This is a genomic window from Cupriavidus lacunae (assembly GCF_003353055.1).
Classification (GTDB): domain Bacteria; phylum Pseudomonadota; class Gammaproteobacteria; order Burkholderiales; family Burkholderiaceae; genus Cupriavidus; species Cupriavidus lacunae.
Genome location: NZ_QKWJ01000010.1, coordinates 1 through 22,835 on the forward strand (window position 1 = coordinate 1; position 22,835 = coordinate 22,835).

At 68.6% G+C, this 22,835-nt stretch carries 18 protein-coding genes and 3 pseudogenes; 13 read left to right on the top strand and 8 right to left on the bottom strand.

The window, feature by feature from the left end; translation table 11 throughout:
* Window positions 1-35 precede the first annotated feature (35 nt).
* Both DN412_RS10870 and DN412_RS10875 read right to left on the bottom strand, forming a co-directional pair.
* Window positions 36-662, bottom strand: coding sequence for an N-formylglutamate amidohydrolase (locus tag DN412_RS10870; protein ID WP_244222624.1), 627 nt, complete (start codon window positions 660-662; stop codon window positions 36-38).
* Window positions 663-706: 44 nt separating this feature from the next.
* Window positions 707-886: pseudogene (locus tag DN412_RS10875) on the bottom strand (helix-turn-helix domain-containing protein); the annotation flags it as partial.
* A gap of 284 nt (window positions 887-1,170) precedes the next feature.
* Here DN412_RS10875 and DN412_RS10880 point away from each other — a divergent pair.
* Window positions 1,171-2,724, top strand: a complete 1,554-nt coding sequence (locus tag DN412_RS10880; RefSeq protein ID WP_115014884.1) for a long-chain-fatty-acid--CoA ligase — start codon at window positions 1,171-1,173, stop codon at window positions 2,722-2,724.
* Between the two features lie 77 nt (window positions 2,725-2,801).
* Here the strand turns inward: DN412_RS10880 and DN412_RS10885 are convergent, their stop codons facing one another.
* From DN412_RS10885 to DN412_RS10895, 3 genes and pseudogenes are all read right to left on the bottom strand, one after another.
* Window positions 2,802-3,593: a GntR family transcriptional regulator gene (locus tag DN412_RS10885; protein WP_244222625.1), complete on the bottom strand. Its 792-nt coding sequence runs from the start codon at window positions 3,591-3,593 to the stop codon at window positions 2,802-2,804.
* Between the two features lie 82 nt (window positions 3,594-3,675).
* A pseudogene (locus DN412_RS10890) lies at window positions 3,676-4,155 on the bottom strand (CoA ester lyase); the annotation flags it as partial.
* 95 nt (window positions 4,156-4,250) lie between these two features.
* Window positions 4,251-4,523: pseudogene (locus DN412_RS10895) on the bottom strand (hotdog family protein); the annotation flags it as partial.
* On the opposite strand from DN412_RS10895, the gene DN412_RS10900 reads away from it, so the two are divergent.
* The 4 genes from DN412_RS10900 (at window position 4,509) to DN412_RS10915 (ending at window position 8,876) form a co-directional block, all read left to right on the top strand.
* Window positions 4,509-5,420 (top strand): CaiB/BaiF CoA transferase family protein, encoded by a 912-nt coding sequence (locus tag DN412_RS10900; RefSeq protein WP_244222626.1) that lies wholly within the window; start codon window positions 4,509-4,511, stop codon window positions 5,418-5,420. The pseudogene DN412_RS10895 and the gene DN412_RS10900 overlap by 15 nt on opposite strands.
* An 86-nt stretch (window positions 5,421-5,506) precedes the next feature.
* The gene (locus tag DN412_RS10905) at window positions 5,507-6,673 is read left to right on the top strand and encodes a thiolase domain-containing protein (protein WP_078195901.1); all 1,167 of its coding nucleotides are present in this window, start codon (window positions 5,507-5,509) and stop codon (window positions 6,671-6,673) included.
* 17 nt (window positions 6,674-6,690) lie between these two features.
* The gene (locus DN412_RS10910) at window positions 6,691-7,101 is read left to right on the top strand and encodes a Zn-ribbon domain-containing OB-fold protein (RefSeq protein WP_115015235.1); all 411 of its coding nucleotides are present in this window, start codon (window positions 6,691-6,693) and stop codon (window positions 7,099-7,101) included.
* A 35-nt stretch (window positions 7,102-7,136) separates the two neighbouring features.
* Window positions 7,137-8,876, top strand: coding sequence for a long-chain fatty acid--CoA ligase (locus tag DN412_RS10915; protein ID WP_115014886.1), 1,740 nt, complete (start codon window positions 7,137-7,139; stop codon window positions 8,874-8,876).
* Between the two features lie 257 nt (window positions 8,877-9,133).
* Here DN412_RS10915 and DN412_RS10920 read toward each other — a convergent pair whose 3' ends face one another.
* The gene (locus DN412_RS10920; RefSeq protein ID WP_115014888.1) at window positions 9,134-9,838 is read right to left on the bottom strand and encodes a hypothetical protein; all 705 of its coding nucleotides are present in this window, start codon (window positions 9,836-9,838) and stop codon (window positions 9,134-9,136) included.
* Between the two features lie 224 nt (window positions 9,839-10,062).
* Here DN412_RS10920 and DN412_RS10925 point away from each other — a divergent pair, with 224 nt between their 5' ends.
* Together DN412_RS10925 and DN412_RS10930 are read left to right on the top strand one after the other, a co-directional pair.
* Complete coding sequence (locus DN412_RS10925; RefSeq protein WP_115014890.1) at window positions 10,063-11,226, top strand: CaiB/BaiF CoA transferase family protein; 1,164 nt, start codon at window positions 10,063-10,065, stop codon at window positions 11,224-11,226.
* A gap of 254 nt (window positions 11,227-11,480) precedes the next feature.
* A complete protein-coding gene (locus DN412_RS10930) occupies window positions 11,481-12,449 on the top strand; it encodes a Bug family tripartite tricarboxylate transporter substrate binding protein (protein ID WP_115014892.1) in 969 nt (322 codons plus the stop codon).
* Window positions 12,450-12,482: 33 nt separating this feature from the next.
* On the opposite strand, the gene DN412_RS10935 is transcribed toward DN412_RS10930, so the two are convergent.
* Together DN412_RS10935 and DN412_RS10940 are read right to left on the bottom strand one after the other, a co-directional pair.
* Window positions 12,483-14,360, bottom strand: coding sequence for a LuxR C-terminal-related transcriptional regulator (locus DN412_RS10935; RefSeq protein WP_115014894.1), 1,878 nt, complete (start codon window positions 14,358-14,360; stop codon window positions 12,483-12,485).
* Window positions 14,351-15,232 (bottom strand): MalT transcriptional regulator family protein, encoded by an 882-nt coding sequence (locus DN412_RS10940; RefSeq protein ID WP_133303043.1) that lies wholly within the window; start codon window positions 15,230-15,232, stop codon window positions 14,351-14,353. The genes DN412_RS10935 and DN412_RS10940 overlap by 10 nt, the downstream gene beginning before the upstream one ends.
* A 327-nt stretch (window positions 15,233-15,559) precedes the next feature.
* On the opposite strand from DN412_RS10940, the gene DN412_RS10945 reads away from it, so the two are divergent.
* From DN412_RS10945 to DN412_RS10970, 6 genes are all read left to right on the top strand, one after another.
* Window positions 15,560-18,418, top strand: coding sequence for a winged helix-turn-helix domain-containing protein (locus DN412_RS10945; RefSeq protein WP_115014897.1), 2,859 nt, complete (start codon window positions 15,560-15,562; stop codon window positions 18,416-18,418).
* A gap of 202 nt (window positions 18,419-18,620) precedes the next feature.
* The gene (locus DN412_RS10950) at window positions 18,621-19,760 is read left to right on the top strand and encodes an acyl-CoA dehydrogenase family protein (protein ID WP_115014899.1); all 1,140 of its coding nucleotides are present in this window, start codon (window positions 18,621-18,623) and stop codon (window positions 19,758-19,760) included.
* Between the two features lie 37 nt (window positions 19,761-19,797).
* The gene (locus DN412_RS10955) at window positions 19,798-20,985 is read left to right on the top strand and encodes a lipid-transfer protein (protein ID WP_115014901.1); all 1,188 of its coding nucleotides are present in this window, start codon (window positions 19,798-19,800) and stop codon (window positions 20,983-20,985) included.
* A gap of 26 nt (window positions 20,986-21,011) precedes the next feature.
* Window positions 21,012-21,452, top strand: coding sequence for a MaoC family dehydratase N-terminal domain-containing protein (locus DN412_RS10960; RefSeq protein WP_115014903.1), 441 nt, complete (start codon window positions 21,012-21,014; stop codon window positions 21,450-21,452).
* A gap of 14 nt (window positions 21,453-21,466) precedes the next feature.
* A complete protein-coding gene (locus DN412_RS10965) occupies window positions 21,467-21,883 on the top strand; it encodes a MaoC family dehydratase (protein WP_115014905.1) in 417 nt (138 codons plus the stop codon).
* 40 nt (window positions 21,884-21,923) lie between these two features.
* Window positions 21,924-22,748, top strand: coding sequence for an SDR family NAD(P)-dependent oxidoreductase (locus DN412_RS10970; protein ID WP_115014907.1), 825 nt, complete (start codon window positions 21,924-21,926; stop codon window positions 22,746-22,748).
* Window positions 22,749-22,835 lie beyond the last annotated feature (87 nt).

The window sequence follows — 22,835 nt, forward strand, 5'->3', positions numbered from 1 at the left end:
CAAGCATAAATCTGCTGAAACGCAATAGATAAATACTAATTTACATGGCTACATAATAGCCTCAAAAATAGCCGAAACCCAGCGCCGATGCGGGTTCCGGCTATTCGAGAAGTCAAAGTTCGGTCTAGCAACTGGTCGAGATGGCCGCGCAACACCGCAAAGCCTGCTTGCGGCGAGAACTTTGCCTCGTCCATATAGAGCGCGCGATTGATTTCGATCTGCAGGCTGTGGCGGCCGCGCGCCGGGTCGGCATAGGCGCGGATCAGCTCCGCGCCCTTGTACGGCCAGTTGATGCCCACCCGGTAGCCGAAGCCGCGCAGACGCTGCGCCACCAGGTCGATAAATGCCGGCGAGCAGGTGGCGCCGTCGCCGTTGCTGACCACCACGTCCGGCCTCTCCGCACCGTTATCCACGTTCATCGCATTGCCGCGCGACTTCATCGAATGGGAGTCGATATGCCACACCGCGCCCGAACGCACCTGGTGCGCCGCCAGCAGGCCGGACAGCGCGGCGTGGTAGGGATCGTAGTAGGTCTTCAGCAGGTACTCCGCCATGTCGGGCGACAGCAGCGCGGCGTAGACCGGTACGCCTGGCAGCGCCAGCCGGCGCAGCACACCCATGCCGCGGCCGGCCTTGTCGCTGGGCCGCACGGCATAGGGCATGGCGCCGTCGATCAGCGCGGGATCGATATCGTCGCGGGCGCGGCCGCCGCCGGCGATTCGCGCGCGATCTGGCCGCGGTGCTCCAGCGTGGTCAGCAGGCGGAACGCGCGCGCCTTGGTCAGCCCGGCCCTGCGGGCCAGTTCGGTCACGCCCAGCGATGGGTGCTCGGCCACCAGCATCAGCAGGCCCAGGGCTTCGTCCACCGCTTCAACGATGTAGGTCATCGAATTTTCTTGCACAGATTTCAGAAATGTCCAACACGATTGTAGCGGTCGCCGCAAACATTCGGCACGCACCGTGCCTCACGAGTATCACCATGCCTGCGTATGCGTTCGAGGAATGCGTCGGAAAAGGATGAATTGGACTGAACGGCTCTGGCGATGGGAGGATCGCCGGCAAACCCGAACTTTCGGCAATTTCGAATCCACACCTCGGCCTATGATGCGCAGGACTCGCGGCGCCCGCGTCATGGCGCCCCGTGCACAGATAGGCGATAACGGAGACAACCTTGTACCTGACCAGAGCCCTGCACCGCTCGCTGCAGCAACAGCCCAACCAAGCCGTCACCATCTTCCGCGGCCGGCACCGCACTTACCGTGAATTCTGCGACCGCGTCGCGCGCCTGGCCGGCGCACTGCAGGCGCTCGGCATGCAGCCGGGCGACCGCGTCGGCATCCTCGCGCTGAACTCGGACCGCTACCTCGAATACGCCATGGCCGCCTGGTGGGGCGGCGGCGTGCTCAATCCGGTCAATGTGCGCTGGAGCGTGTCTGAAGTGGTCTATTCGCTGGACGACTGCGATACCGGCATCCTGGTGATCGACGACCAGTTCCTGCCGATGGCCGCGGGCATCCGCGACACGGCCAGACGCACGCCGGTGCTGATCCATGCCGGCGACGGCGCTGCGCCCGACGGCATGCTGTCGTTCGAGCAGCTGGTTGCGCAAAGCGCGCCGGTGCCCGACGCCCAGCGCGGCGGCGACGACCTGGCCATCATCATGTACACCGGCGGCACCACGGGCTTTCCCAAGGGCGTGATGCAGACCCACAGCACGCTGTGGTGCGGCTGCCTGCAGCGCATGGCGGATAGCCCCCCGGTACGCGGCGGGCGGACCTTGCATGCCAACCCGTTCTTCCACATTGCGTCGATGGCGCGCGTGCTGACCCAGTTCCTGGCGGGCGAGACGCACGTGATCATGCCGATGTTCGAGCCGCGCGAGATGCTGGAGACCATCGAACGCGAGCGCATCACCGAACTGGCGCTGGTGCCGACCATGGTCCAGATGCTGATCAGCCACCCGGATTTCCCGAAGCGCGATCTCAGTAGCGTGCGCCGCCTGGGCTACGGTGCTTCGGCCATCAGCGCGGCCGTGCTGGAGCAGACCATGGAAAAGCTGCCGGGCGTGGACTTCACCCACGCCTACGGCATGACCGAGTCCATGGTCGTCACCACGAACCCGCCCGAGAACCACAGCCCGGCGGCGCGGGCGCAGGGGCTGCACCTGTCCGCCGGATGCGCCGGCATCGGCATCGAAGTGAAGATCGTCGACCAGGAAGGCAACGAGGTGCCGCGCGGCACCGTGGGCGAGATCCTGGTGCGCAGCGCCGGTGTCACGCCTGGCTACTGGAACCGCCCGGAAGACACCGCAAAGGCCCTGCAGGACGGCTGGCTGCGCACCGGCGACGGCGCCTACATGAACGAGCAGGGGTATATCTTCATCGTCGACCGCCTCAAGGACATGATCGTCAGCGGCGGCGAGAACGTCTATTCCGCGGAAGTCGAGAACGTGCTCGGCCGCCACCCCGCCGTGGCGATGAGCGCCGTGATCGGCGTGCCGCATGAGAAATGGGGCGAGGCCGTGCATGCCGTGGTGGTGCTCAAACCCGGCATGCAAGCCGCCGAAGCCGATATCCAGGAACATTGCCGCGCGCATATTGCCGCCTACAAGTGCCCCAAGACGGTGGAGTTCCGCCAGGCAATGCCGCTGTCGGGCGCGGGCAAGATCCTCAAGCGCGACCTGCGCGCGCCGCACTGGGAAGGCAAGACACGCGCGGTGAACTAAGGCGCTGCGTGGCAAGTACGTGGTTGCCCCAGGGCCGCGGCATGGCGCCGCGCTTCGGGGCAATCCTGTAGCCCGGCCTACGCCTGCACCCGGCTGCGCTTGAGCTGGAACGCCACGGTCACCCGGTCCGCCGGGTAGATCGTGTCAGTGATCTCCAGGATCCGGCCTTGCGCGTCCTTGTAATGGCGGATCAGCCGCAGGCCGGCGGATCCCGCTTCGGCACCCAGCACCTGCGCCAGCCGCGCATCGATCAGCACGCCGTGGACGACCTGTCGGATCTCGGCAATGGCCACGCCGCAACCGCGTTCGATCAGCGCGCTGACCAGCAGCTTCGGATTATTGCGGATGGTATCCGCCAGGTGCGCCAGCGAGGCGTCGATGTAGATATCGGCGTGCGCCACCGGCGTGCTGCCCTTGCGCGCATCGACCCGCGTGCCGGAAAAGCGCAGCCATTCGCTGCCGATCGGCGCCTCCAGCAGGCGGGCCTCGGCGCGGTCCAGCGTGACGTTGCGCACCGCGTCGATGCTGCGGATCTCGGTGGCGGCCACGCGCACCAGGTCTTCGGCGGTGCCGAACGACTGGGTATATGACGCGTCGGGGTTGGCGCTCTCGACGATGGTCCCCACCGCCTTCTTGCGCGAGATATAGCCCCAGTCCTGCAGCAGCTTGAGCGCCGCGCGCACGGTATGGCGGCTGACCCCATGCTGTTCGGCCAGCTCATGCTCGGTCGGCAGCAGGCTGCCGACCACGCGGCGGCCCTCGACGATATCCCGGACCAGGGTGCTGGCCAGCTCGGCATAGCGGGTCGAGGCCGCCCCGCCAGTGGCCGCCGATGCTTCCGTCAGCTTGTCGTTCAGTTGCTTGCGCATTGTGATGAGATGGCCCGGGGCCGCGGCATGGAAATGGGTCCGCGCATTGTAAGACAAGCGGCGGCACCCGGAGCCGCGCCGCTCAGGCCGCGAAGAAGCGCTGGTCGGCTTCGGCCGGCACCGTCATGCCGGTGACCCTGGCCTTCTCGAGCACGCCCCAGAAATAGCGGTAAGTGGCGCGGTCGTGCAGCTCGCCCTTGTACTGGATCGGGCCCCAGTCCGCATCCTGCGCGGCGCACAGGATGCCGGCCGCGTCTTCCACCTCGGTGAAATCGGGGCGCATGGCATTGACGATAGGCAGGATCTGCGCGGGATAGATGCTCCACATGCGCAAAAAGCCGAACTCGTTGCGCGCGCGCGTGGCATCGCCGCCGATCACCGCGGCGTCCTTCAGGTTCAGGCAGACGTTGTGCGCCGGCACGATGCCGTTGGCCAGCGCGGCGGCCACCACGTCGGCCTTGGCGCGCGCCAGCAGCGCGTGCTCGAACTGGCCGGGGCTGCGCATCGCCGCCGCCGGAATGGCGCCGTGGTGGCCGCTGACAAAATCCAGCGGATCCAGGTCAGCACCACCTCGCCGTGCTGGTTGTGCGCGGACGAACGCACATGGACCACGCCGCTCCTGCGGTTCGAGTTCTCCTTCAACCCGATCACCTCGCTGTCCACCGACAGCGTATCGCCCGGATAGACATGGGCCAGGAAGCGCACGTCGGCATAGCCCAGGTTGGCCGCGGCATTGAGCGAGATATCCGGCACGGTCTTGCCGAACGCGGTGTTGAACACCAGCAGGTCTTCCAGCGGCCGGCGCGCCAGCCCGAGTTGCGCGGCATTGGTGTCGGCCGTGCCCAATGCCACACGGCTGCCGGTCAGGCCGATGTACAGGCTGCGGTCGCCTTCGGTCAGCGTGCGCGGCGCGGCGTGCCGCATGCGCATGCCCACGCGGGGCTGGCCTATGAAACCCTGCGCGAGACCAATCCGCGCCTGGTCTACGGCACCGTGCGCGGCTTCGGCGACCCGCGCAGCGGCGAAAGCCCCTATGCGCAATGGCCGGCCTATGACGTGGTCTCGCAGGCCATGGGCGGCATGATGGGCATCACCGGCCCGGACCGCGACACGCCCACCAAGATCGGCCCCGGCGTAGGCGACACCGTGCCAGCGCTGATGCTGTGCATCGGCATCCTGGCCGCCGTGCATCGCACGCGCGAAACCGGCGAGGGCCAGTTCGTCGACGTGGCCATGACCGATGCGGTGCTGGCCATGTGCGAGCGCATCGTCTACCAGACCTCCTACACCGGCACCGTGCCGGCACCGGAAGGCAACCGCCACCCGCTGCTGTGCCGGTTCGGCTTGTTCCGCGCCCGCGACGGCCATGTCTCCATCGCCTGCGCCACCGACGCGTTCTGGGCCAAGCTGGCCCACGCCCTCGGCCGCCCCGACATGGCCACCGACGAGGACTTCGCCACCAACGCGGCGCGCGTGCGCAACGCGCAGCAAGTGATTGACGCCATCGAAACTTTCAGCACGGCGCGCACCAAGGAGGAGATCGCCCAGTGCCTGGGCGGCAAGGTGCCGTTCGGCCCGGTCTACACCTCGGCCGAGATCTTCGAGGACCCACACTACCGCGTGCGCGAGATGCTGGTCGACGTCGAACAACCTGGCTCGGCCACGCCCGTCAGGATCGCGGGCGTTCCGATCAAGCTCAGCGCCACGCCCGGTGCCGTGCGCCAGCGCGCGCCGATGCTTGGCGAGCACACCGAGGCGATCCTGCTTGCCGCGGGCTATGCGAAGCAAGAGATCGTGGACATGCGCGCGGCGGGGGCCATCCGGTAGGCCGGTCTTCAGTTTCCTCAGGACAGAATGACCAAACCGCTGCAATATCCATGCGTACCACCATTTGACGCACGAGAGGAGAAATGATGAGCATCAACGGCAAGGCCTATATCGTCGGGGCCTATGAGCACCCGACCCGCAAGGCACCGGACAAGTCGGTGGCGCAGCTACACGCCGAAAGCGCCAAGGGCGCGCTGCAGGACGCCGGCCTGACGCTGGCCGACGTGGACGGGTACTTCTGCGCCGGCGACGCGCCCGGGCTGGGCGCGGTCAACATGGTCGACTATCTCGGCCTCAAGGTGCGCCATGTCGACTCCACCGACACCGGCGGCTCCGCCTACCTGGTCCATGTCTCGCACGCGGCGCAGGCGATTGCGGCCGGCAAGTGCAGCGTGGCCCTGATCACGCTGGCGGGCCGCCCGCGTTCGGAAGGCTCCAGCGGCACGCAGGCGCGCAACTGGGGCGCCAACCTGCCTGATATGCCGTTCGAAAGCCCGTTCAGCCCGGTCACCGTCAACCTGTACGCGATGGTGGCCATGCGCCATATGCACGAGTACGGCACCACGGCCGAGCAGATGGCCTGGGTCAAGGTGGCCGCGTCGCACCACGCACAGCACAACCCCCATGCCATGCTGCGCGACGTGGTCACGGTCGAGGATGTGCTGAATTCGCCAATGATTTCCGATCCGCTGCACAAGCTCGACTGCTGCGTGGTGTCGGACGGCGGCGGCGCGCTGATCGTGGCCCGTCCGGAAATCGCCGCCACGCTGAAGCGGCCCAAGGTGAAGATCCTCGGCGCCGGCGAGTACATCAAGGGCCAGCTCGGCGGCGAAGTCGACCTGAGCTGGTCCGGCGCGCGCTTCTCGGGCGCCACGGCGTTTGCTGAAGCCGGCGTCACGCCGGCCGACATCAAGTACGCGTCGATCTACGACAGCTTCACCATCACCGTGCTGATGCAGCTGGAAGACCTTGGCTTCTGCAAGAAGGGCGAAGGCGGCAGATTCGTCGCCGACGGCAACCTGATCTCCGGCGTCGGCAAGCTGCCCTTCAACACCGACGGTGGCGGCCTGTGCAACAACCATCCGGCCAACCGCGGCGGCATCACCAAGGTCATCGAAGCCGTGCGCCAGTTGCGTGGCGAGGCCCACCCGGCGGTGCAGGTCGCCAACTGCGACCTGGCGCTGGCGCAAGGCACCGGCGGCTACCTGGGCTCGCGCCACGGCAGCGCCACCCTGATCCTTGAACGTGAATAATGCGCGGGAGCAATGACATGACCACCCCTCATATCCCCTCTGTCTACAAGGCACCCGACGAACAGCCCGACAACCTGCCCTTCTGGCAGGCAACCCGCGAAGGGAAATTGCTGGTCAAGGTCTGCGACGACTGCGGCAAGCCCCACTGGTATCCGCGCGTGCTGTGCCCCTTCTGCATGGGCACCACCTCATGGAAGCAGGCCAGCGGCCACGGCACCATCTACACCTTCAGCGTGACGCGCCGCGCCGGCCCCAACCCGTTCTGCATCGCCTACGTGAAGCTGGACGAGGGCGTGACCATGATGACCCATATCGTCGACTGCGACCTCGACACGGTGCGGATCGGACAGAAGGTGCGGGTGAAGTTCTCGCCAAGCGATGGCGGCGCCCCGGTACCGACCTTCACGCCGGGCGACAACGACGTCTGACGGCGAAGGTCACATACATGAAGGAGGAGACAACCATGACCCCCAACGATCCGCCCGACGCAAGCGTCGTCGCCGCGCCCACTGGACCGCTTGCGGTCGACGGCAGCGTGGTGCTCGGCGACGTGCCGCGCGTCTTCCATGTGCCGCACACCACGCTGGCCGAGAACCTCGAGATCTCGGCCCGGCGCTTCCCCGGCAAGGTCGCGGTCCAGTTCTACCACGGCGCCACCACCTATGCCGGACTGCTGGCACAGGTCGAGCGCATGGCCGGCTACCTGCAGCAGGCATGCGGCGTGCGCCGCGGCGACCGCGTGGTGCTGCTCAGCCAGAACAGCCCGCAGTTCATCGTGGCCTACTACGCGATCCTGCGCGCCGACGCCGTGGTGGTGCCGGCCAACGCCATGCTGCTGGAAGACGAGCTGCGCCATATCGTCAACGACAGCGGCGCCGTGGCCGCGTTTGCCGCGAACAAACTGGTCGGCCAGGTCGCGCCGCTGGTCGGCACCACGCCGCTGCGCCATGTGATCGTGCATCACTACGGCGACGCCCTGCCCGCGCAGCCAGATGACAGCCTCGCGATTCCGGACTGGGTGCAGCAGCGCTCGTCCGGCGCGGCGCTGCCGGCCGGCGCGGTCCACTGGCTGCAAGCCATGGCCAGCGACTTCACGCCGGCGCCGCGCACCGCCGGCCCGGACGACCTGTGCATGCTGCCCTACACTTCCGGCACCACCGGCGCGCCCAAGGCCTGCATGCATACGCACCGCACGGTGATGGTGTCGGTGGCGGGCTCGCAGCTATGGCGGCGCTCACACGCCGAATCGACCTTCCTGGCGGTGGCGCCGATGTTCCACCTGCTCGGGCTGCAGAACGGTGTCAACGCACCGGTCTATATGGGCGGCACCATCGTGCTGCTGCCGCGCTGGGACCGTCGCACCGCCGCGCAACTGGTAGCGCGCCATCGCATCACGTTCTGGGCCGCGCCGCCGCCGATGCTGGTGGAGTTCTTCGCGCAGCCCGATATCGAATCGTTCAACCTGAGCAGCCTGGCCTGCGTGGTCGGCGGCGGCGCGGCGGTGCCAGACAGCCCCGCGCGGGTGATGAAAGAACGCTACGGACTGCAGTTTGTCGAGGGCTACGGCCTGACGGAGACCGCTTCGTTCATCATCGCCAACCCGCTCGCGGCGCCGCGCTCCGGGCACCTGGGCGTGCCGACCTACGGTGTCGATGCGCGCGTCATCGATCCCGCCACGCTGGCAGAAGTGCCGCGCGGCGAGGTCGGCGAGATCGTGGTGCATGGCGCGCAGGTGATGCTGGGCTACTGGAACCAAGCCGCCGCCAATACCGAGAGCTTTATCGCCATCGACGGCAAGCGTTTCTTCCGTACCGGCGACCTTGCGAGCGTCGACGCCGACGGCTACTTCGTCATGCGCGACCGTCTCAAGCGCATGGTCAACGCGTCGGGCTACAAGGTGTGGCCGGCCGAGGTGGAGGCGATCCTGCATACCCACCCTGCGATCCTGGAAGCCTGCGTGATCGCCGCGCGCGACCCGCACCGGGGCGAGACCGTGAAGGCGGTGATCGTGCGGCGTAACGGCTTTGGAGTTTCCGAGGAAGAGTTGCTGGCGTGGTGCCGCACCAGCATGGCGACCTACAAGGCGCCGCGCATCGTGCAGTTCATTGATCGCCTGCCTCGCTCGGCCACTGGCAAGATTGCGTGGCGTGAACTGCAGGAGGAGGAGATGCAGGGGGCGCCGTTGCCGAACCACGGGGGCTAGGATATTGGCGGGTCATCGCAGGGGTTGCTGGTTTGGGGTATTCAGGGATATTGTGCTTGCGGTTGGCATCTGTCGTAGGTCGACGGTCCCTGTTTCGCCCCTAAAGGGGCGAGTCACTTTTTGTCGCTCGGACAAAAAGTGACCCGCCCAGCAGGGCGGAACAGAGCCGTCGACCTACGACAACATTGGAATCACCCCCAGATACCCCTCAACAACCTTATCTCTCCACCCATCACAACAGCCAACGAACACCCCCCTCAGGCCATCAATACACCCCTCGCCGGCACCGCGACGCCACGCCGGCTGATGGTCCATGCCGTAAAGGGATCCGCCGAACTACGGTGCTGGGTCCAGCGCGTGTGGCAGGTATCGCACTGATGCTCGCGCGTCTGGCATTGCACGCCCGCGGCCAGGCTGCGCCACTGCATGTCGCCCAGCGGGCGCAACGCACCGTGGCCATTGGCGCAGCGCGCATCCAGGCGCAGCCGCTCGCAGCGCCGGCATAGCTGGCGTGCCGATGCAGCCGGCGGCACCTGATCGGATGCCACCACCGCAGGCTGCGCTGCGGCGCCCTGCGCATCTTCCATCTGCGCGGTCATGCCGACGCGGCTGCGCGTGCGATGCAGCGCCGCCCAGTACAAGGCGCGCACCGCGTCGGAGCCGTCGCACATCGCCGCAGCGCGGCAGCGCTCGGCATGGCGGTGAAGCGGCAGGCCGAACTCCGCGGCCGAGGCAAAGCAGATCACTTGCGCGCGTGGCGAGCCGTCTTCGATCCAGCGCTCGAACAACTGCGCCAGTTGGTTGCGGCAGGCGTCGTCGCCGCCCGCTTGCGCGAGCGCGAGGCGATGCGCATGGCGGCTCAGCGAACGCACCTCCTGCCTGAGCTCGCTCAGGACCGGCAACAGGCGTGCGGCCTGCCGTGTCCGCGTTGGCGATGCGATTGCGCGCTGGGTATTGCTCACTGCTGGCTCCGGCTCACTTCGTCTTCCGGCCCGCACTGGCGGCCGCATGGTGAACCGATTATAGGAGCGCGATTGTGCACTGCAGAGAGGGTGGGCGGGGTCCTACCTGATACGGGTGGGGCTCGGTGGCGCCTGCTTTTGGTCTACTTGCAACCAGTGCAAAAGAGCAATCAACGACATGGGCACGTCCCGTGCATACAGGACTGGGCAAGAGGAGAACCACCATGGGTGTACTGAGCGGAATCCGCGTACTGGAATTCGAAGCCATCGGGCCGGGCCCGTTCGGCGCAATGCTGCTGGCCGACATGGGCGCCGATGTGCTGCGCGTCGACCGCCCGGCGGCGCCGGCAGACCTGGGGCCAAAGTCGGCCACCGGCAAGCGCGTCGATATCACCGGGCGCGGCCGGCGCTCGGTCACGCTGGACCTGAAGCAGCCGGATGCACAGCGCGCGGCGCTGGCGCTGGTAGAACGTGCCGACGTGGTGATCGAAGGCTTCCGCCCGGGCACGATGGAGCGCCTGGGCCTGGGGCCGGACACCGCGCTGGCGCGCAATCCAAAGCTGGTCTATGCGCGCATGACTGGCTGGGGCCAGACCGGCCCGCTGGCCGACCGTGCCGGCCATGACCTGAACTATGTCGCGCTGTCCGGCGTGTTGTCAGGTATCGGGCGCGCCGGGCAGGCCCCGGTGCCGCCGCTGAACCTGGTCGGGGACTATGGCGGCGGCGGCATGCTGCTGGCGCTCGGCGTGGTGGCGGCCCTGCTCAATGTCCAGCGCGGCGGCAAGGGCCAGGTGGTCGATGCGGCCATGACCGAGGGCGCCGCACAGCTGGGCGCCGTGTTCTGGGGCCTGCTGGCCTCGGGCAACTGGCGCGAGGAGCGCCAGTCCAACGTGCTCGACGGCGGCGCGCCCTGGTATGACAACTACCGCACGCGCGATGGCAAGTACATGTCGATCGGACCGGTCGAAGGCCGCTTCTACGCCGAGTTGCTGGACAAGCTGGGCCTTGCCGGCAAGGAGCTGCCAGCCCAGTACGACCGCAAGGGCTGGCCGGTGCTGCGCGAGCAGTTCGAGGCCGTCTTCCTGACGCGCACGCGCGACGAATGGTGCGCCGTGTTCGAAGGCAGCGATGCCTGCATCGCGCCGGTGCTGGAATTCAGCGAAGCGCCCAACCACCCCCATCACCGCGCGCGCGGCAGCTTTGTCGAAGTCGCGGGCGTGGTGCAGCCCGCGCCGGCACCGCGTTTCCTCGGCACGCCGTCCGAGATCTCCGGTCCCGCCCCGGCGCGCGGCGAGCATGGCGCCGCCGCGCTGCGCGACTGGGGTTTCGATGCCGATGGCGTGGCGCAGTTGCAGGCGCAGGGCCTGGGCGCGATGCCGCCGCGCTGAAGCGCACACCCGCGCGCGGCAGCCGCCGCGCCATGCAGTCCTGTCTCCACCTGGCCGCCGCTGTGCGGCCGCGTGTTTTGCTCCGGCCCCGCGCCGGAGCATTCTTTTTGTGGACGCCGACCGACCAGGCGACAACACCTAGGGCAATCCCGCCCAGCCGATATGGGGGGCATGCAAGGTGCCGCGCATCCGATAACTTCCTGCATGCAGTCTTTGCTGCGCGGTTTCCTACTCCTTTCCCGAGGTATCACATCATGCGTATGAAATCCCTGATCGCGATGGCAGTGATGGCATGGAGCGCCGTCTGCGGCGCCCAGAGCTACCCGTCGCGTCCGATCACCTTCGTTGTTCCGGGGCCGCCCGGCGGCGCCACCGACACCGTGGCGCGCGCGCTGGCCGAGGACATGGGCAAGCGTCTCAGACAAACCATCATCGTCGACAACAAGCCCGGCGGCGCGGGCGTGATCGCCGTGCAAGCCGTCACGCGCGCCGCGCCGGACGGCTACACCATCCTGCTCACGCATTCGTCGCCGCTGATCAATACGCCGCACCTGTACAGCAGCGTGCCGTACGATGTGCGCCGGGATCTGGCCTTCATCACCGAACTCTGCGTCGCCAAGATCGTGCTGGCCGTGAACCGGAATGTACCGGTCAAGAACGTGCAGCAATTCCTGGACTGGGCCGCGAAGGACAAGGGCAAGGTCAGCTACGGCTCCTACGGCGTCGGCACCTTCCCGCACCTGGTCGGCGCGCACCTGAACCAGGTGCGTGGCCTGGACATGGCGCACGTGGCCTACAAGGGTGAGGCGCCGATGGCACAGGACATGATCGCCGGCAATATCGCCTGGGCCATCGGCTCGATGAGCACGCTCGGCCCGCATATCAAGAGCGGCAGGCTGACCGCCCTGGCGGTGATGGGCGACAAGCGCATCAAGGAACTGCCCGACGTACCGACCATGGCGGAGGCCGGGCTGAAGGAGCAGGAACTGCGCTCGCCGGCCTGGCTCGGGCTGCTCGCACGCTCCGGCACGCCGGCGGCGGTCCTGTCCAGGCTGGAGACAGAAGCGCGGGCGTCGATCCTGTCGCCGATCATGCGCGCGCGGCTTGAAGCGCTGGCCATGGACCCGGTGGGCAACTCACCGGCAGAGTTCCGGCGCGAGTTCGACGCGACCGAGCCCGTGGTCGCCCAGATGATCAAGACCAGCGGCGCCACCGCCGAATAAGGCAAGCGCGCAGCCGGCTGGCGGCGAACGCGGTCAGCCCGGCCGCTGAGCCGCGCTGCGCGCCACCAGAATGGCATCGTAGCGCCGCGACACATTGAGCTTGGCGTAGATCTGCCGCAGGTTCCACTTGACAGTGTCGACACTCAGGTTGAGCGCCAGCGCAATGCGCTTGTTCGACATCGCCTGCTCCAGCGGCGCCAGGATCTCGCGCTCGCGCGGGGTCAGCAGCCGGCCCTTGCCGACGTCGGCTGGTGGTAGTGCCGCGGGCACGGCGGGCGCGGCAGGCGCAAGCGCTGTCTCGTGCGTGGATTCGGCGGACCCGGCCATCGGTGCCGGCAGCGCGGCGGCTTCACACAGGCGTGCCACGTAGGCGGACCTTGCCGGCGCGTCCCCGGCCACGCTCGCCAGCAAGGCACAGGTACGCTCGCCCTCGTCGATAAAGGTACGCACCAACCCCAGACGCTCGCCGGCGGCCAGCGCGGCGTCAAGGTACTGCCGCGCCGCGTCGGGACGGTACAGATCATCGAAGGCGATCGCCTGCAGCAGTTCGGCGGTCACCATCAGATGTTCCCGGATCGATGCCGTTGGCAAGGCACGCACCACGTCAAGTGCCGCCAGCGCGCCGGCGGGGTCACCCTGCGCCAGCGCCAGCCGGGCACGGGCCAGCGCTGCCGCCGCGGCGATTTCCTGGCTGCGCGGCGTCTCGCCCGGATACTGGCGCACCAGTTCCTCCAGCGCGGCCTGCAGCCGCTGCGCATGGCGCAGGTCATTGCCCAGCAACGCCAGCCGCTGGCGCTCGGCCACCATGCGCGCCACGCCGCGGGGCAGGCCGCGGCGGTGGAACATGGCTTCGGCTTCGGCCAGTTCCGCCAGGGCCTCGTGGCGCGCGCCCGCCAGCCATTGCAGCCTGGCGTGATACAGCGCCGCTTCGATCAGCACGTCCGGCGTGCCGGTGCGCAGCGTCTGCAGGCGTCCCGCCAGCACTTCGCTGGCGTCGGCGATGCGGTCCTGCTCGTACAGCGCCGCCGCCACCGGCACCGCGCACAGGCTGGCCGCGATCGAGCGGCGCCCAAAGGCGTGCTGCGCTGCCGCCAGCACGTCAGTGCCGAGCCGCAGCGCCTCATAGGCATTGCCCTCTATCCATGCCACCAGGGCCAGCGTGCCGGCGCCCATCAGCGCGATCTCGGTATCGCCGGCTTGCGCCGCGCAGCGGTATGGCGCGCGCGAGCGGGGCTGGCGGCCCAGCATGGTGCCGCTGCGCAGCGCCAGGCTCATGCGGGCCTGCTCGAGTGCGGGATTGTCCAGCGGCTGGCCCTGCAGGCTGTCGAGCAGTGCCAGCACGCGCGGGTGGTCATCCTGCTGCGCGGCGATGGCCGCGCGCATCACCGTGGCCTGCACGCCGGTATTCACGCCGGGCCCGGCACTGGCTTCCCAGCGCCGGATCCAATGCTCGGCGTGCTGCGGCCGCACTGAAACCACGCACGCCCATGCCGCGGCCAGCAACAGTGCCGGATGCATCGCCAGCCGAGCCGGCGCGATGCCATCGGACCACTGCAGGAAGTCGCGCAGCGGGCTGATACCCGGCAAATGGGACGCGGTGGCCTGTGCCAGCGCCAGCACGCGATCGAAGTCGCCGCTGTGCAGCGCGTGGCCGATGGCTTCCGCCGGCTTGCCGCAGCGGGCCAGCCACGCGGCCGCGAGCCCGTGCAACCCTTGCAGCGTGGCGGGCTGGTGCTGTTCCAGGTCGTGCAGCAGGTGCGCCCGGAACAACGGATGCAGGCGATACCAGCCCGCGCTGGCCCCGTCGGCACTCGCTTCGTCCGACTCGGCCGGAGCAGGTTGCAGGAACAGGCCGCGCGCCGCGATCTCGGCAAGCCACGCCGGCGCCTGCGCGCGGCCGCTCAGCTGCAAGGCCAGCTCGGCGTGGATGCGGCGAGGCAGCGCAGGAAGTCAAGCAGCGCGGGCGGCAGCCCGGCGGTCACTTCCTCGCGCCAGTAGGCGTGCAGCGCTGCCGACTGCGGGTGCGGCCACGCCGCTTCGCAGGCGGTCCTGAGCGAGCCGGCAACCAGTTCAAGCCCGGCAGGCCAGCCCTCGGTGACCTCCTGCAGCACGACCGCCGTATCGATCACCGCTTGCGAGCTCTCCCGGCGCGCCGTGCGCCCTTCCACGCGCCTGGCCACGAATGCCAGCGTCTCGGGCAGGCTGAATGCCAGTTCGGCGCAACCGGCTTCGGCCAGTTCCCGGCCGGCGCGCAACCGGCCGAGCGCCAGCCCGACCTGCCCGCGCGCGGCGGCAACCAGGTGCAGATGCGGCAGGCGCGCTTGCAGCACACCCTGCAGGAAGGCCAGCGTGGCGGGGCAACGCAGCCGGTCGAGTCCGTCCAGTATCAGGTAGATCTCGCCCGGCACGCCGTCCATCAACTCGACGAACGCCGGCAGCAACGCGGCCGGGTGCGCCGGGTCGTAGCTGAACTCCGGCCCGGCCCGGCACAGGCGGATGCCGGCCTGCCGCAGGCTGGCAGCGAGGCTGGCGCAGAACTGGCCCAGGTCGTCATCTTCCGGCGCGAGCGTGAGCCAGGCTGCGCGCGCGCCTTCGGCCAGCAAGCGGTGGCGCCACTGCACCATCGCGGTGGTCTTGCCGTAGCCGGCGGGCGCGGTCAGCAATACCAGCCGGCCAAGCCTGGCGTCGTGCAGGCACTGCAGCAGAGCCACGCGCGCGATCCAACGCCGGCTCTGGCGCGGCGGCACGAGACGGGTCACGACGGCGGCAGGTATGGTTTCCATGGGCGTCCAGCGGTGCGCAATTGAAGCGGGGGCAAAGGGACGAAGCGGCGCGGCAACGAACGGCGAAGGGGCACAGCGGCACACGCTCTGCCGGCGGGCTTGCCGCAGCGCGAATATAGGGGGTGGCCTTGCGGCCGGACACCCGGCAAACCCTTCCCCACCTGTTCCGGGTGGCCTGGGGGTGCAGTGCGCGCCTCACACTGGCCACCCCGAGAGCCGGCCAGGGGTGGCTTGGCCGCCATGCCGCGTCTGCCAGTACAATCGTCACAACGTGCTGCCTCACTGGCATTGCAACCCGCCTCTCACCTGCACCCTCCAGCCTCGCCCATGCCCCAGACGCCAGCCAATCCGCCAGCCGCCCCCCGTAGCCAGCCCGCCGCGCCAGTCTCGCAGCCGTCCCGGCCGGCGTCGCTGCGCAGCGCGGCGCGCGTGGTCGCACGCGAGCGCCTGCTGGCGCAACTGACCGAGGCCAGGCGCCGGCGCTGCATCGTGCTGCAGGGCCCGGCCGGCTACGGCAAGACCGCGCTGCTGACGGCGTGGCGGCTGGACCTGCTGGCGTTTGGCTTCGACATGGCCGCGCTGGCGCTGGAGCCGGCCGACAACGAGCGCCAGCGCTGGCTGGACCGCCTGCTCGGCAGCCTGTCCGAGGTCAGCCCCGCGCTGTCGCGCGAAGCCATGGTGCTGGCCGACCGCGGCACCGACGACGAAGCCGTCGAGCGCGCCATCATCGCGCTGGTGCGCGGCATTGCCGCCCATCCGCGCGACGTGACGCTGGTGCTCGACGACGTGCACCACCTGACTTCGCCGCGCGTGCTGGCGCCGCTGCAGTGGCTGCTCGACTACGCCCCGGCCAATTTCCACGTGGTGCTGGCCTCGCGCGCGGCGCTGGCGCTGTCGCTCGGGCGCCTGCGCGACCAGGGCATGCTGCTGGAGCTGGACCAGCGCGACCTGCGCTTCACGCTGGCCGAATCGCAGCATTTCCTGCGCACCCAGCTGGGCGACATCAGCGCGCGCGATGCGCGCATGCTGCATGAACTGACCGACGGCTGGGTGGCCGGGCTGCAGCTCTTTGCCGCGCACTGGAAGCGCAAGAAGGCCAACGCCAGCGGCCTCACCTTTGCCACCGGATTCGTGCAGGCCAGCGTGCAGGATGCCGGCGCCTTTGCCGAATACTTCGAGCGCGAGGTGCTGTCGCGCCTGGCGCCGGACGAAGCCGAGCTGCTGGTGCGCGCCGCCGCGTGCGAACGGTTCACCGCGTCGCTGTGCGAGGCGCTGGGCGAGCAGGCGCTGGGCGAAGGCGAGATCCTGGCGCTGCTGACACGGCTGGAGCAGGAGAACCTCTTCATTACGCCGGCGCCGGGGCCCGAGCGCGAAGCCTGGTACCGGCTGCATCCGCTGCTGCGCGAAACGCTGGCCCAGCGTTTCCGCTCGCGCAGCGAGGCGCAGCAGCGCGCGGTGCACGGGGCGGCATGGCGCTGGTTCCGCGACCATCGCATGCTGGAAGAAGCCGTGCGCCACGCGGTGCTGGCCGGCGATGCCGACACCGCCGCCGACCTGGTGCAGCGCTATGCCGACACCCTGATCATGCGCGGCGAGGTGCGCAAGGCGCTGGGGCTGCTGCGCACCATCCCCGCCGACCAGGTGCAGGCGCGCCCGGAACTGCGCCTGCTGGCGCTGCGCACGCAGATGTTCTCGCGCGAACTGGACGCGTGCGCCGCGGCCGCGGACCGGCTCGAGGCCGATATCCCGCCGGGCGACGCCTCGCTGCGCTACCGGCTGGCGCTGCTGCGCTTTTCGCTGGTGCTGCTGCGCGACGACAGCCAGGCCGCGCTGGCGCTGCTGCCGCAGATCGAGAGCGCTCCCGCCGACATGCCGGCGCTGTTTATCGGCTCGCGCAACAACCTGCTGTCGTGGCTCTACATGCACCTGGGCGACTACGAGCGCGCCCGCCGCATCCAGACCGAAGCGCCGCCGCTGGTGGTGGACGGCGTGCCGCTGCTGGGCACCGCCAGCGGCATGCTCAACGGGCGCTGCATGATCGGCTTCAGCCATGCGCTGGAAGGCAACATGATCCAGGCCGAGCGCGTCGCCCGCGACGTGCTGCGCGAGGTCGAACAAGCGGGCCATGGCGGCGCCGGCGCCGAGCCGGAGTACTTTGCCGCGGCCCTGCTTGGCGAGGTGCTGTACGAACAGAACGACCTGGAGGCGGCGCGCCGGCTGCTGGAGGACCGGGTCGACGTGCTCGAACGGGTATCGATCCCGGACTCGGTGCTGCGGGTGCACACCGTGCTGGCGGCCGCGCACTGGATCAGCGGCCACCGCCTCGATGCCTTCGCACAGCTGGAGCGGCTGGAAGACTACGGCACGCAACTGCGCCTGGACCGCCTGGTCGCGCAGAGCCTGGCCAACCAGATCCGGCTGCACTTGTCCGGCGGCGACATCGCCGCCGCCGAAGCTGCGCTGGCGCGCCTAGACGCCATTGCCGCGCGCCATCGCAATGCCCCGCGCGGATCGCTGGATGCAATCCACATGGCGACCGAGCGCGCCCACGTGCTGGTCGGCCTGGCGCATGACGACCTCCGCGGCGCCGAGGCCCGCACGGCCGCGCTGATCGCGTACTGCGAGGCACGTGGCTGGCAGCGCCACGTCGCGCAGATGCACATGCTGGCGGCGGTGGTGGCATCGCGCCGCGGCGAGACCGAAACCGCACGCGAGCATGTGCTGGAAGGCTTGCGCCGGGGCCACCGCCTCGGCCTGATGCGCAGCCTGATCGACGCCTGCCCGGGCGCGCTCGGCCAGATCGTCGGCGTGGCCGCCGACACCACGCTGGATCCGGTGCTGGCCTTCTATGTCGAACGCCTGCAGGCCACCGTGCCGCCGCCTGCCGCTGACGCCGGGGCGGCCGCCGGCACTGGCATGACCTCGGGCGCAGTTGCGGCCAAGGGCGACGCGCGCTTCGAGGAACTGAGCGACCGGGAAGCCGATGTCGTGCGCCTGCTCGGCCAGGCCCTGCCCAACAAGAAGATCGCGCGCACGCTGGGCCTGTCGCCGGAAACGGTGAAATGGCACTTGCGCAACATCTTCCGCAAGCTGGGCGTCAGCAGCCGCGACGAGGCCGTGGCCCGCGCCCGCGACCGCGAACTGGACCAGGCCGGTGGCGCGCAGCCGCCGGACGCGTCGCGCTGACGGCGTAACCGTCCCCCCTCTCTCTACCCCCCTCCCCTTCCCCAACGCCGCGCCCCCCACGCGCGCCCCCCCTTTGCTGTCTCCGGCCACCTGACGCGGGTGGTGTTCGCGGCCCCCTCCTCCCCGGTACCTTAGCGCCATACCAGTGGCCGCAAACCTTGGCCGAGGCAACCTCCCGCAGACCGATATCCGGAGTCACCCAATGGAAATCAACCGCACCATCTATCGTGACGACCACGAGATGTTCCGCACCACCGTACGCCGCTTCCTGGAACGCGAATGCCTGCCCAGGCAAGCCGAATGGGACAAGGCCGGCAAGGTCGACCGCGAGACCTGGCTCAAGGCCGGCCGCGAAGGCCTGCTGTGCGTGACGCTGCCGACCGACTACGGCGGCGGCGGCGGCGACTTCGGCCACTCCGCGGTGTTTGCCGAGGAATACGCCCGCGTCGGCCTGAGCGGCGTCGGCTTCGGCGTGCACTCGGACATCATCGCCCCGTACATCGCCCGCCTCGGCAATGAAGAGCAGAAACAGCGCTGGCTGCCCAAGGTCTGCTCTGGCGAATACATCCTGGCCATCGGCATGACCGAGCCGGGCACCGGAAGCGACCTCAAGGCGATCCGCACCACCGCCACCCGCGACGGCGACGAGTACGTGATCAACGGCAGCAAGACCTTCATCAGCAACGGCCTAAATGCCGACCTGATCATCATGGTCTGCAAGACCGATCCCAGCGCCGGCGCGCGCGGCGTCAGCCTGATCGTGGTCGAGGGCGACCGCGACGGCTTCCGCCGCGGCCGCAAGCTGGAGAAGGTCGGCCAGCACGCGCAGGACACTGCCGAGCTGTTCTTCGACAACGTGCGCGTGCCGGTGGCCAACCTGCTGGGCGAGGAAGGCAAGGGCTTTGCCTACCTGATGACCGAACTGCCGCAGGAGCGCCTGTCGATCGCCGTCAGCGCCGCGGCCAAGCTGGAAGTCTGCCTGGAGCACACGCTGGCCTACGTCAAGGACCGCAAGGCCTTTAACCAGACCGTGTGGGACTTCCAGAACACCAAGTTCAAGCTGGCCGACATCAAGACGCAAGCGATCTCGGTGCGCCTGATGATCGACCACTACATCGGCGAGCACATCCGCCGCCGCCTGACGCTGGAAGAAGCGGCCATCGCCAAGCTGCACTCGACCGAAGTGCTGGGCACCGCGCTGGACCAGATGGTGCAGCTGCACGGCGGCTACGGCTACATGATGGAGTACCCGGTGGCGCGCGCCTTTGCCGACATGCGCGTGACCCGCATCTACGGCGGCACCAGCGAAGTGATGCGCGAACTGATCGCGCGCAAGCTGTAAGCACCGGCACTTGACAAACTTTCATCGGAGCACACACATGACTCGCAAGGTATTCGTCGCCGGCGCCGGCATGATCCCGTTCAAGAAGCCGGGCAGCAGCGACAGCTATGACGTGATGGGCGCCACGGCCGTGCGCCAGGCGCTGGAAGATGCCGGCCTGAGTTACGAGGACGTGCAGCAGGCCTACGCCGGCTATGTTTATGGCGACTCGACCTGCGGCCAGAAGGCGCTGTACCAGGTCGGCATGACCGGCATCCCCGTCATCAACGTCAACAACAACTGCGCCACTGGCTCGTCGGCGCTGTTCCTGGCGCGCCAGGCGGTGCAGAGCGGCGCGGTGGACTGCGCGCTGGCCGTCGGCTTCGAATTCATGCAGCCCGGCGCGCTGAAGTCGCGCTGGGACGACCGCGCCCCGGCGCTGGAGCGCGCCATCGGCCTGGTGGACGAACTGGTCGACCGCAAGGACCTGCCCAATGCCATCCGCCAGTTCTCCGGCGCCGGCAAGGCCCATATGGACAAGTACGGCACCAAGCTTGAAACCTTCGCCAGGATCCGCGCCAAGGCCAGCCGCCACGCCGCCAACAACCCGCTGGCCGTGTTCCGCAACGTGCTCACCACCGAGGACGTGCTGGCCGCGCCGGCGCTGTGGGAAGGCGTGCTGACGCGCCTGATGGCGTGCCCGCCGACGTGCGGCGCCGCCGCGGCCATCGTGGTGTCGGAAGAATTCGCCCGCAGGAAGGGCCTCAAGACCGACGTGCTGATCGCCGGCCAGTCGCTGACCACCGACCGCCCCAGCACCTACGACGCGCGCGACATGATCCGCGTGGTCGGCTTCGACATGACCCGCGAAGGCTCGCAGCAGGTGTACGAGCAGGCCGGCGTCGGTCCGCAGGACATCGACGTGATCGAGCTGCACGACTGCTTTGCGCAGAACGAACTGCTGACCTATGAAGGCCTTGGCCTGTGCCCGGAGGGCGGCGCCGAGAAGCTGGTCAACGACGGCGACAACACCTACGGCGGCAAGTGGGTGGTCAACCCGTCTGGCGGCCTGCTGTCCAAGGGCCACCCGCTGGGCGCCACCGGCCTGGCGCAATGCTACGAGATGGTCCAGCAGCTGCGCGGCACCGCCGACCAGCGCCAGGTCGAAGGCGCGCGCCTGGCCCTGACGCACAACCTCGGCCTGGGCGGCGCCTGCGTGGTCACGCTGTACCAGAAGCACGCCTGAGCATACACCGACACAGGAGCCCATCCATGATCGACAAAAAACACATCGGCCGGGTGATCGCGGACTTCCACACGTCCGCGCCGGCCAGCCAGCTGCGCTTTTTCGCCAAGGCCACCGGCCAGACCGATCCGGTCTATATCGATGAAGCCGCCGCGCGCGACGCCGGCCACCCGGGCCTGCCGCTGCCGCCGACCTTCCTGTTCTCGCTGGAGCTGACGCAGCCGCCCAGCACCTGGCGCCAGGAGCTCGGCATCCGGCCGGACCGCATCCTGCACGGCGAGCAGTCCTTCGACTACCACCGCATGGCCTACGCGGGCGACACGCTGCACTTCAAGACCACCATCACCGACATCTACGACAAGAAGGGCGGCGCGCTGGAGTTCGTGGTGCGCGAGACGCGCGTCGCCAACCAGGACGGCGAGCACGTGGCGGACCTGCGCAGCGTGCTGGTGCATCGCAACGGCTGAACCGGAGAACCCACATGAGCAAACTGAGCTTCGACCAGGTCAAGGTGGGCGACACCCTGCCCCCGCTGACGCTGGAACCGATCAACCGCACCACGCTGGCGCTGTTTGCCGGCGCCTCGAACGATCACAACGCCATCCACATCGACACCGACTACGCCCGCAAGGCCGGCATGCCCGACGTGTTCGCCCACGGCATGCTGTCGATGGCCTACCTGGGCCGCCTGCTGACGCAGTGGGTGGACCAGCGCCAGCTGCGCCAGTTCGGCGTGCGCTTTGTCGGCATCACGCACCTGGGCCATCGCATCACCTGCACCGGCCGCGTGGTGGAAAAGCTGGAAGTCGGCGGCGAGCAGCGCGTCAGGCTGGAAATCCAGACCGCCAACCAGTATGGCGAAAGCAAGATCCTCGGCGACGCCGTCGTCGCACTGTAAATCTCAATCGAACGCAACGTCGCACACAAAGGAGTCAATCATGGGAGCACTTGAAGGCAAGGTGGCACTGGTCACCGGTTCGGGCCGCGGCATCGGCAACGCCATCGCCATGCGCCTGGCACGCGAAGGCGCACGCCTGGTCATCAACGACCTGGACGCCGAGCCGGCGCAGCAGACCGTCGAAGAACTGAAGGCGATGGGCGTCGAAGCCGTGGCCTGCGTGGGCAACGTGTCCGCGCCGGACTTTGCCGACCGCTTCATCAACACGGCGATGAGCAATTTCAAGAGCATCGACATCATCGTCAACAACGCCGGCTTCACCTGGGACGACGTGGTGCAGAAGATGAGCGACGAGCAGTGGTACGCCATCCTGGACTGCCACATGACCGCGCCCTTCCGCATCCTGCGCGCCGCCTACCCGCACATCAAGACGCTGGCCGCCGCGGACAAGGAAGCCGGCCGCGAGCTGTACCGCAAGATCGTCAATATCTCGTCGACCTCGGGCCTGAACGGCAATGCCGGCCAGATCAACTACTCCGGCGCCAAGGCCGGCGTGATCGGCATGACCCGCGCGATGGCGCGCGAGTGGGGCCGCTTCAATGTCAACGTGAACGCGGTGGCGTTCGGGCTGATCCACACCCGCATGACCTCGGCCGACGCCAAGGCCGGCGCCACGGTCAATATCGAGGGCCGTGAGATCCGCGTCGGGCTGAATCCGGAGATGCTGAAGTCGCACGCCCAGCGCAATCCGCTTGGCCGTGGGGGCACCCCGGAAGAAGCCGCCGGCGGCGTGTACCTGTTCTGCTCGCCGGACTCCAACTACATCACCGGCCAGGTGATCGCTGTCGCCGGCAACGTGCAGTAACGCCCGGCAGTGCCGACACGGGGGGCGCGCAGGCGCCCCCCGTTTTCCGTTTACGCCTGACCCGCTACAGCGCAGACCAGTGGACAT

What these genes read in the sequence shown, in the direction of transcription:
- DN412_RS10870 (WP_244222624.1), bottom strand. Translation starts at nt 662, where the DNA reads ATGCCCTATGCCGTGCGGCCCAGCGACAAGGCCGGCCGCGGCATGGGT.
- DN412_RS10885 (WP_244222625.1), bottom strand. Translation starts at nt 3,593, where the DNA reads ATGCGCAAGCAACTGAACGACAAGCTGACGGAAGCATCGGCGGCCACT.
- DN412_RS10905 (WP_078195901.1), top strand. Translation starts at nt 5,507, where the DNA reads ATGAGCATCAACGGCAAGGCCTATATCGTCGGGGCCTATGAGCACCCG.
- DN412_RS10910 (WP_115015235.1), top strand. Translation starts at nt 6,691, where the DNA reads ATGACCACCCCTCATATCCCCTCTGTCTACAAGGCACCCGACGAACAG.
- DN412_RS10915 (WP_115014886.1), top strand. Translation starts at nt 7,137, where the DNA reads ATGACCCCCAACGATCCGCCCGACGCAAGCGTCGTCGCCGCGCCCACT.
- DN412_RS10925 (WP_115014890.1), top strand. Translation starts at nt 10,063, where the DNA reads ATGGGTGTACTGAGCGGAATCCGCGTACTGGAATTCGAAGCCATCGGG.
- DN412_RS10930 (WP_115014892.1), top strand. Translation starts at nt 11,481, where the DNA reads ATGCGTATGAAATCCCTGATCGCGATGGCAGTGATGGCATGGAGCGCC.
- DN412_RS10940 (WP_133303043.1), bottom strand. Translation starts at nt 15,232, where the DNA reads ATGGAAACCATACCTGCCGCCGTCGTGACCCGTCTCGTGCCGCCGCGC.
- DN412_RS10945 (WP_115014897.1), top strand. Translation starts at nt 15,560, where the DNA reads ATGCCCCAGACGCCAGCCAATCCGCCAGCCGCCCCCCGTAGCCAGCCC.
- DN412_RS10950 (WP_115014899.1), top strand. Translation starts at nt 18,621, where the DNA reads ATGGAAATCAACCGCACCATCTATCGTGACGACCACGAGATGTTCCGC.
- DN412_RS10955 (WP_115014901.1), top strand. Translation starts at nt 19,798, where the DNA reads ATGACTCGCAAGGTATTCGTCGCCGGCGCCGGCATGATCCCGTTCAAG.
- DN412_RS10960 (WP_115014903.1), top strand. Translation starts at nt 21,012, where the DNA reads ATGATCGACAAAAAACACATCGGCCGGGTGATCGCGGACTTCCACACG.
- DN412_RS10965 (WP_115014905.1), top strand. Translation starts at nt 21,467, where the DNA reads ATGAGCAAACTGAGCTTCGACCAGGTCAAGGTGGGCGACACCCTGCCC.
- DN412_RS10970 (WP_115014907.1), top strand. Translation starts at nt 21,924, where the DNA reads ATGGGAGCACTTGAAGGCAAGGTGGCACTGGTCACCGGTTCGGGCCGC.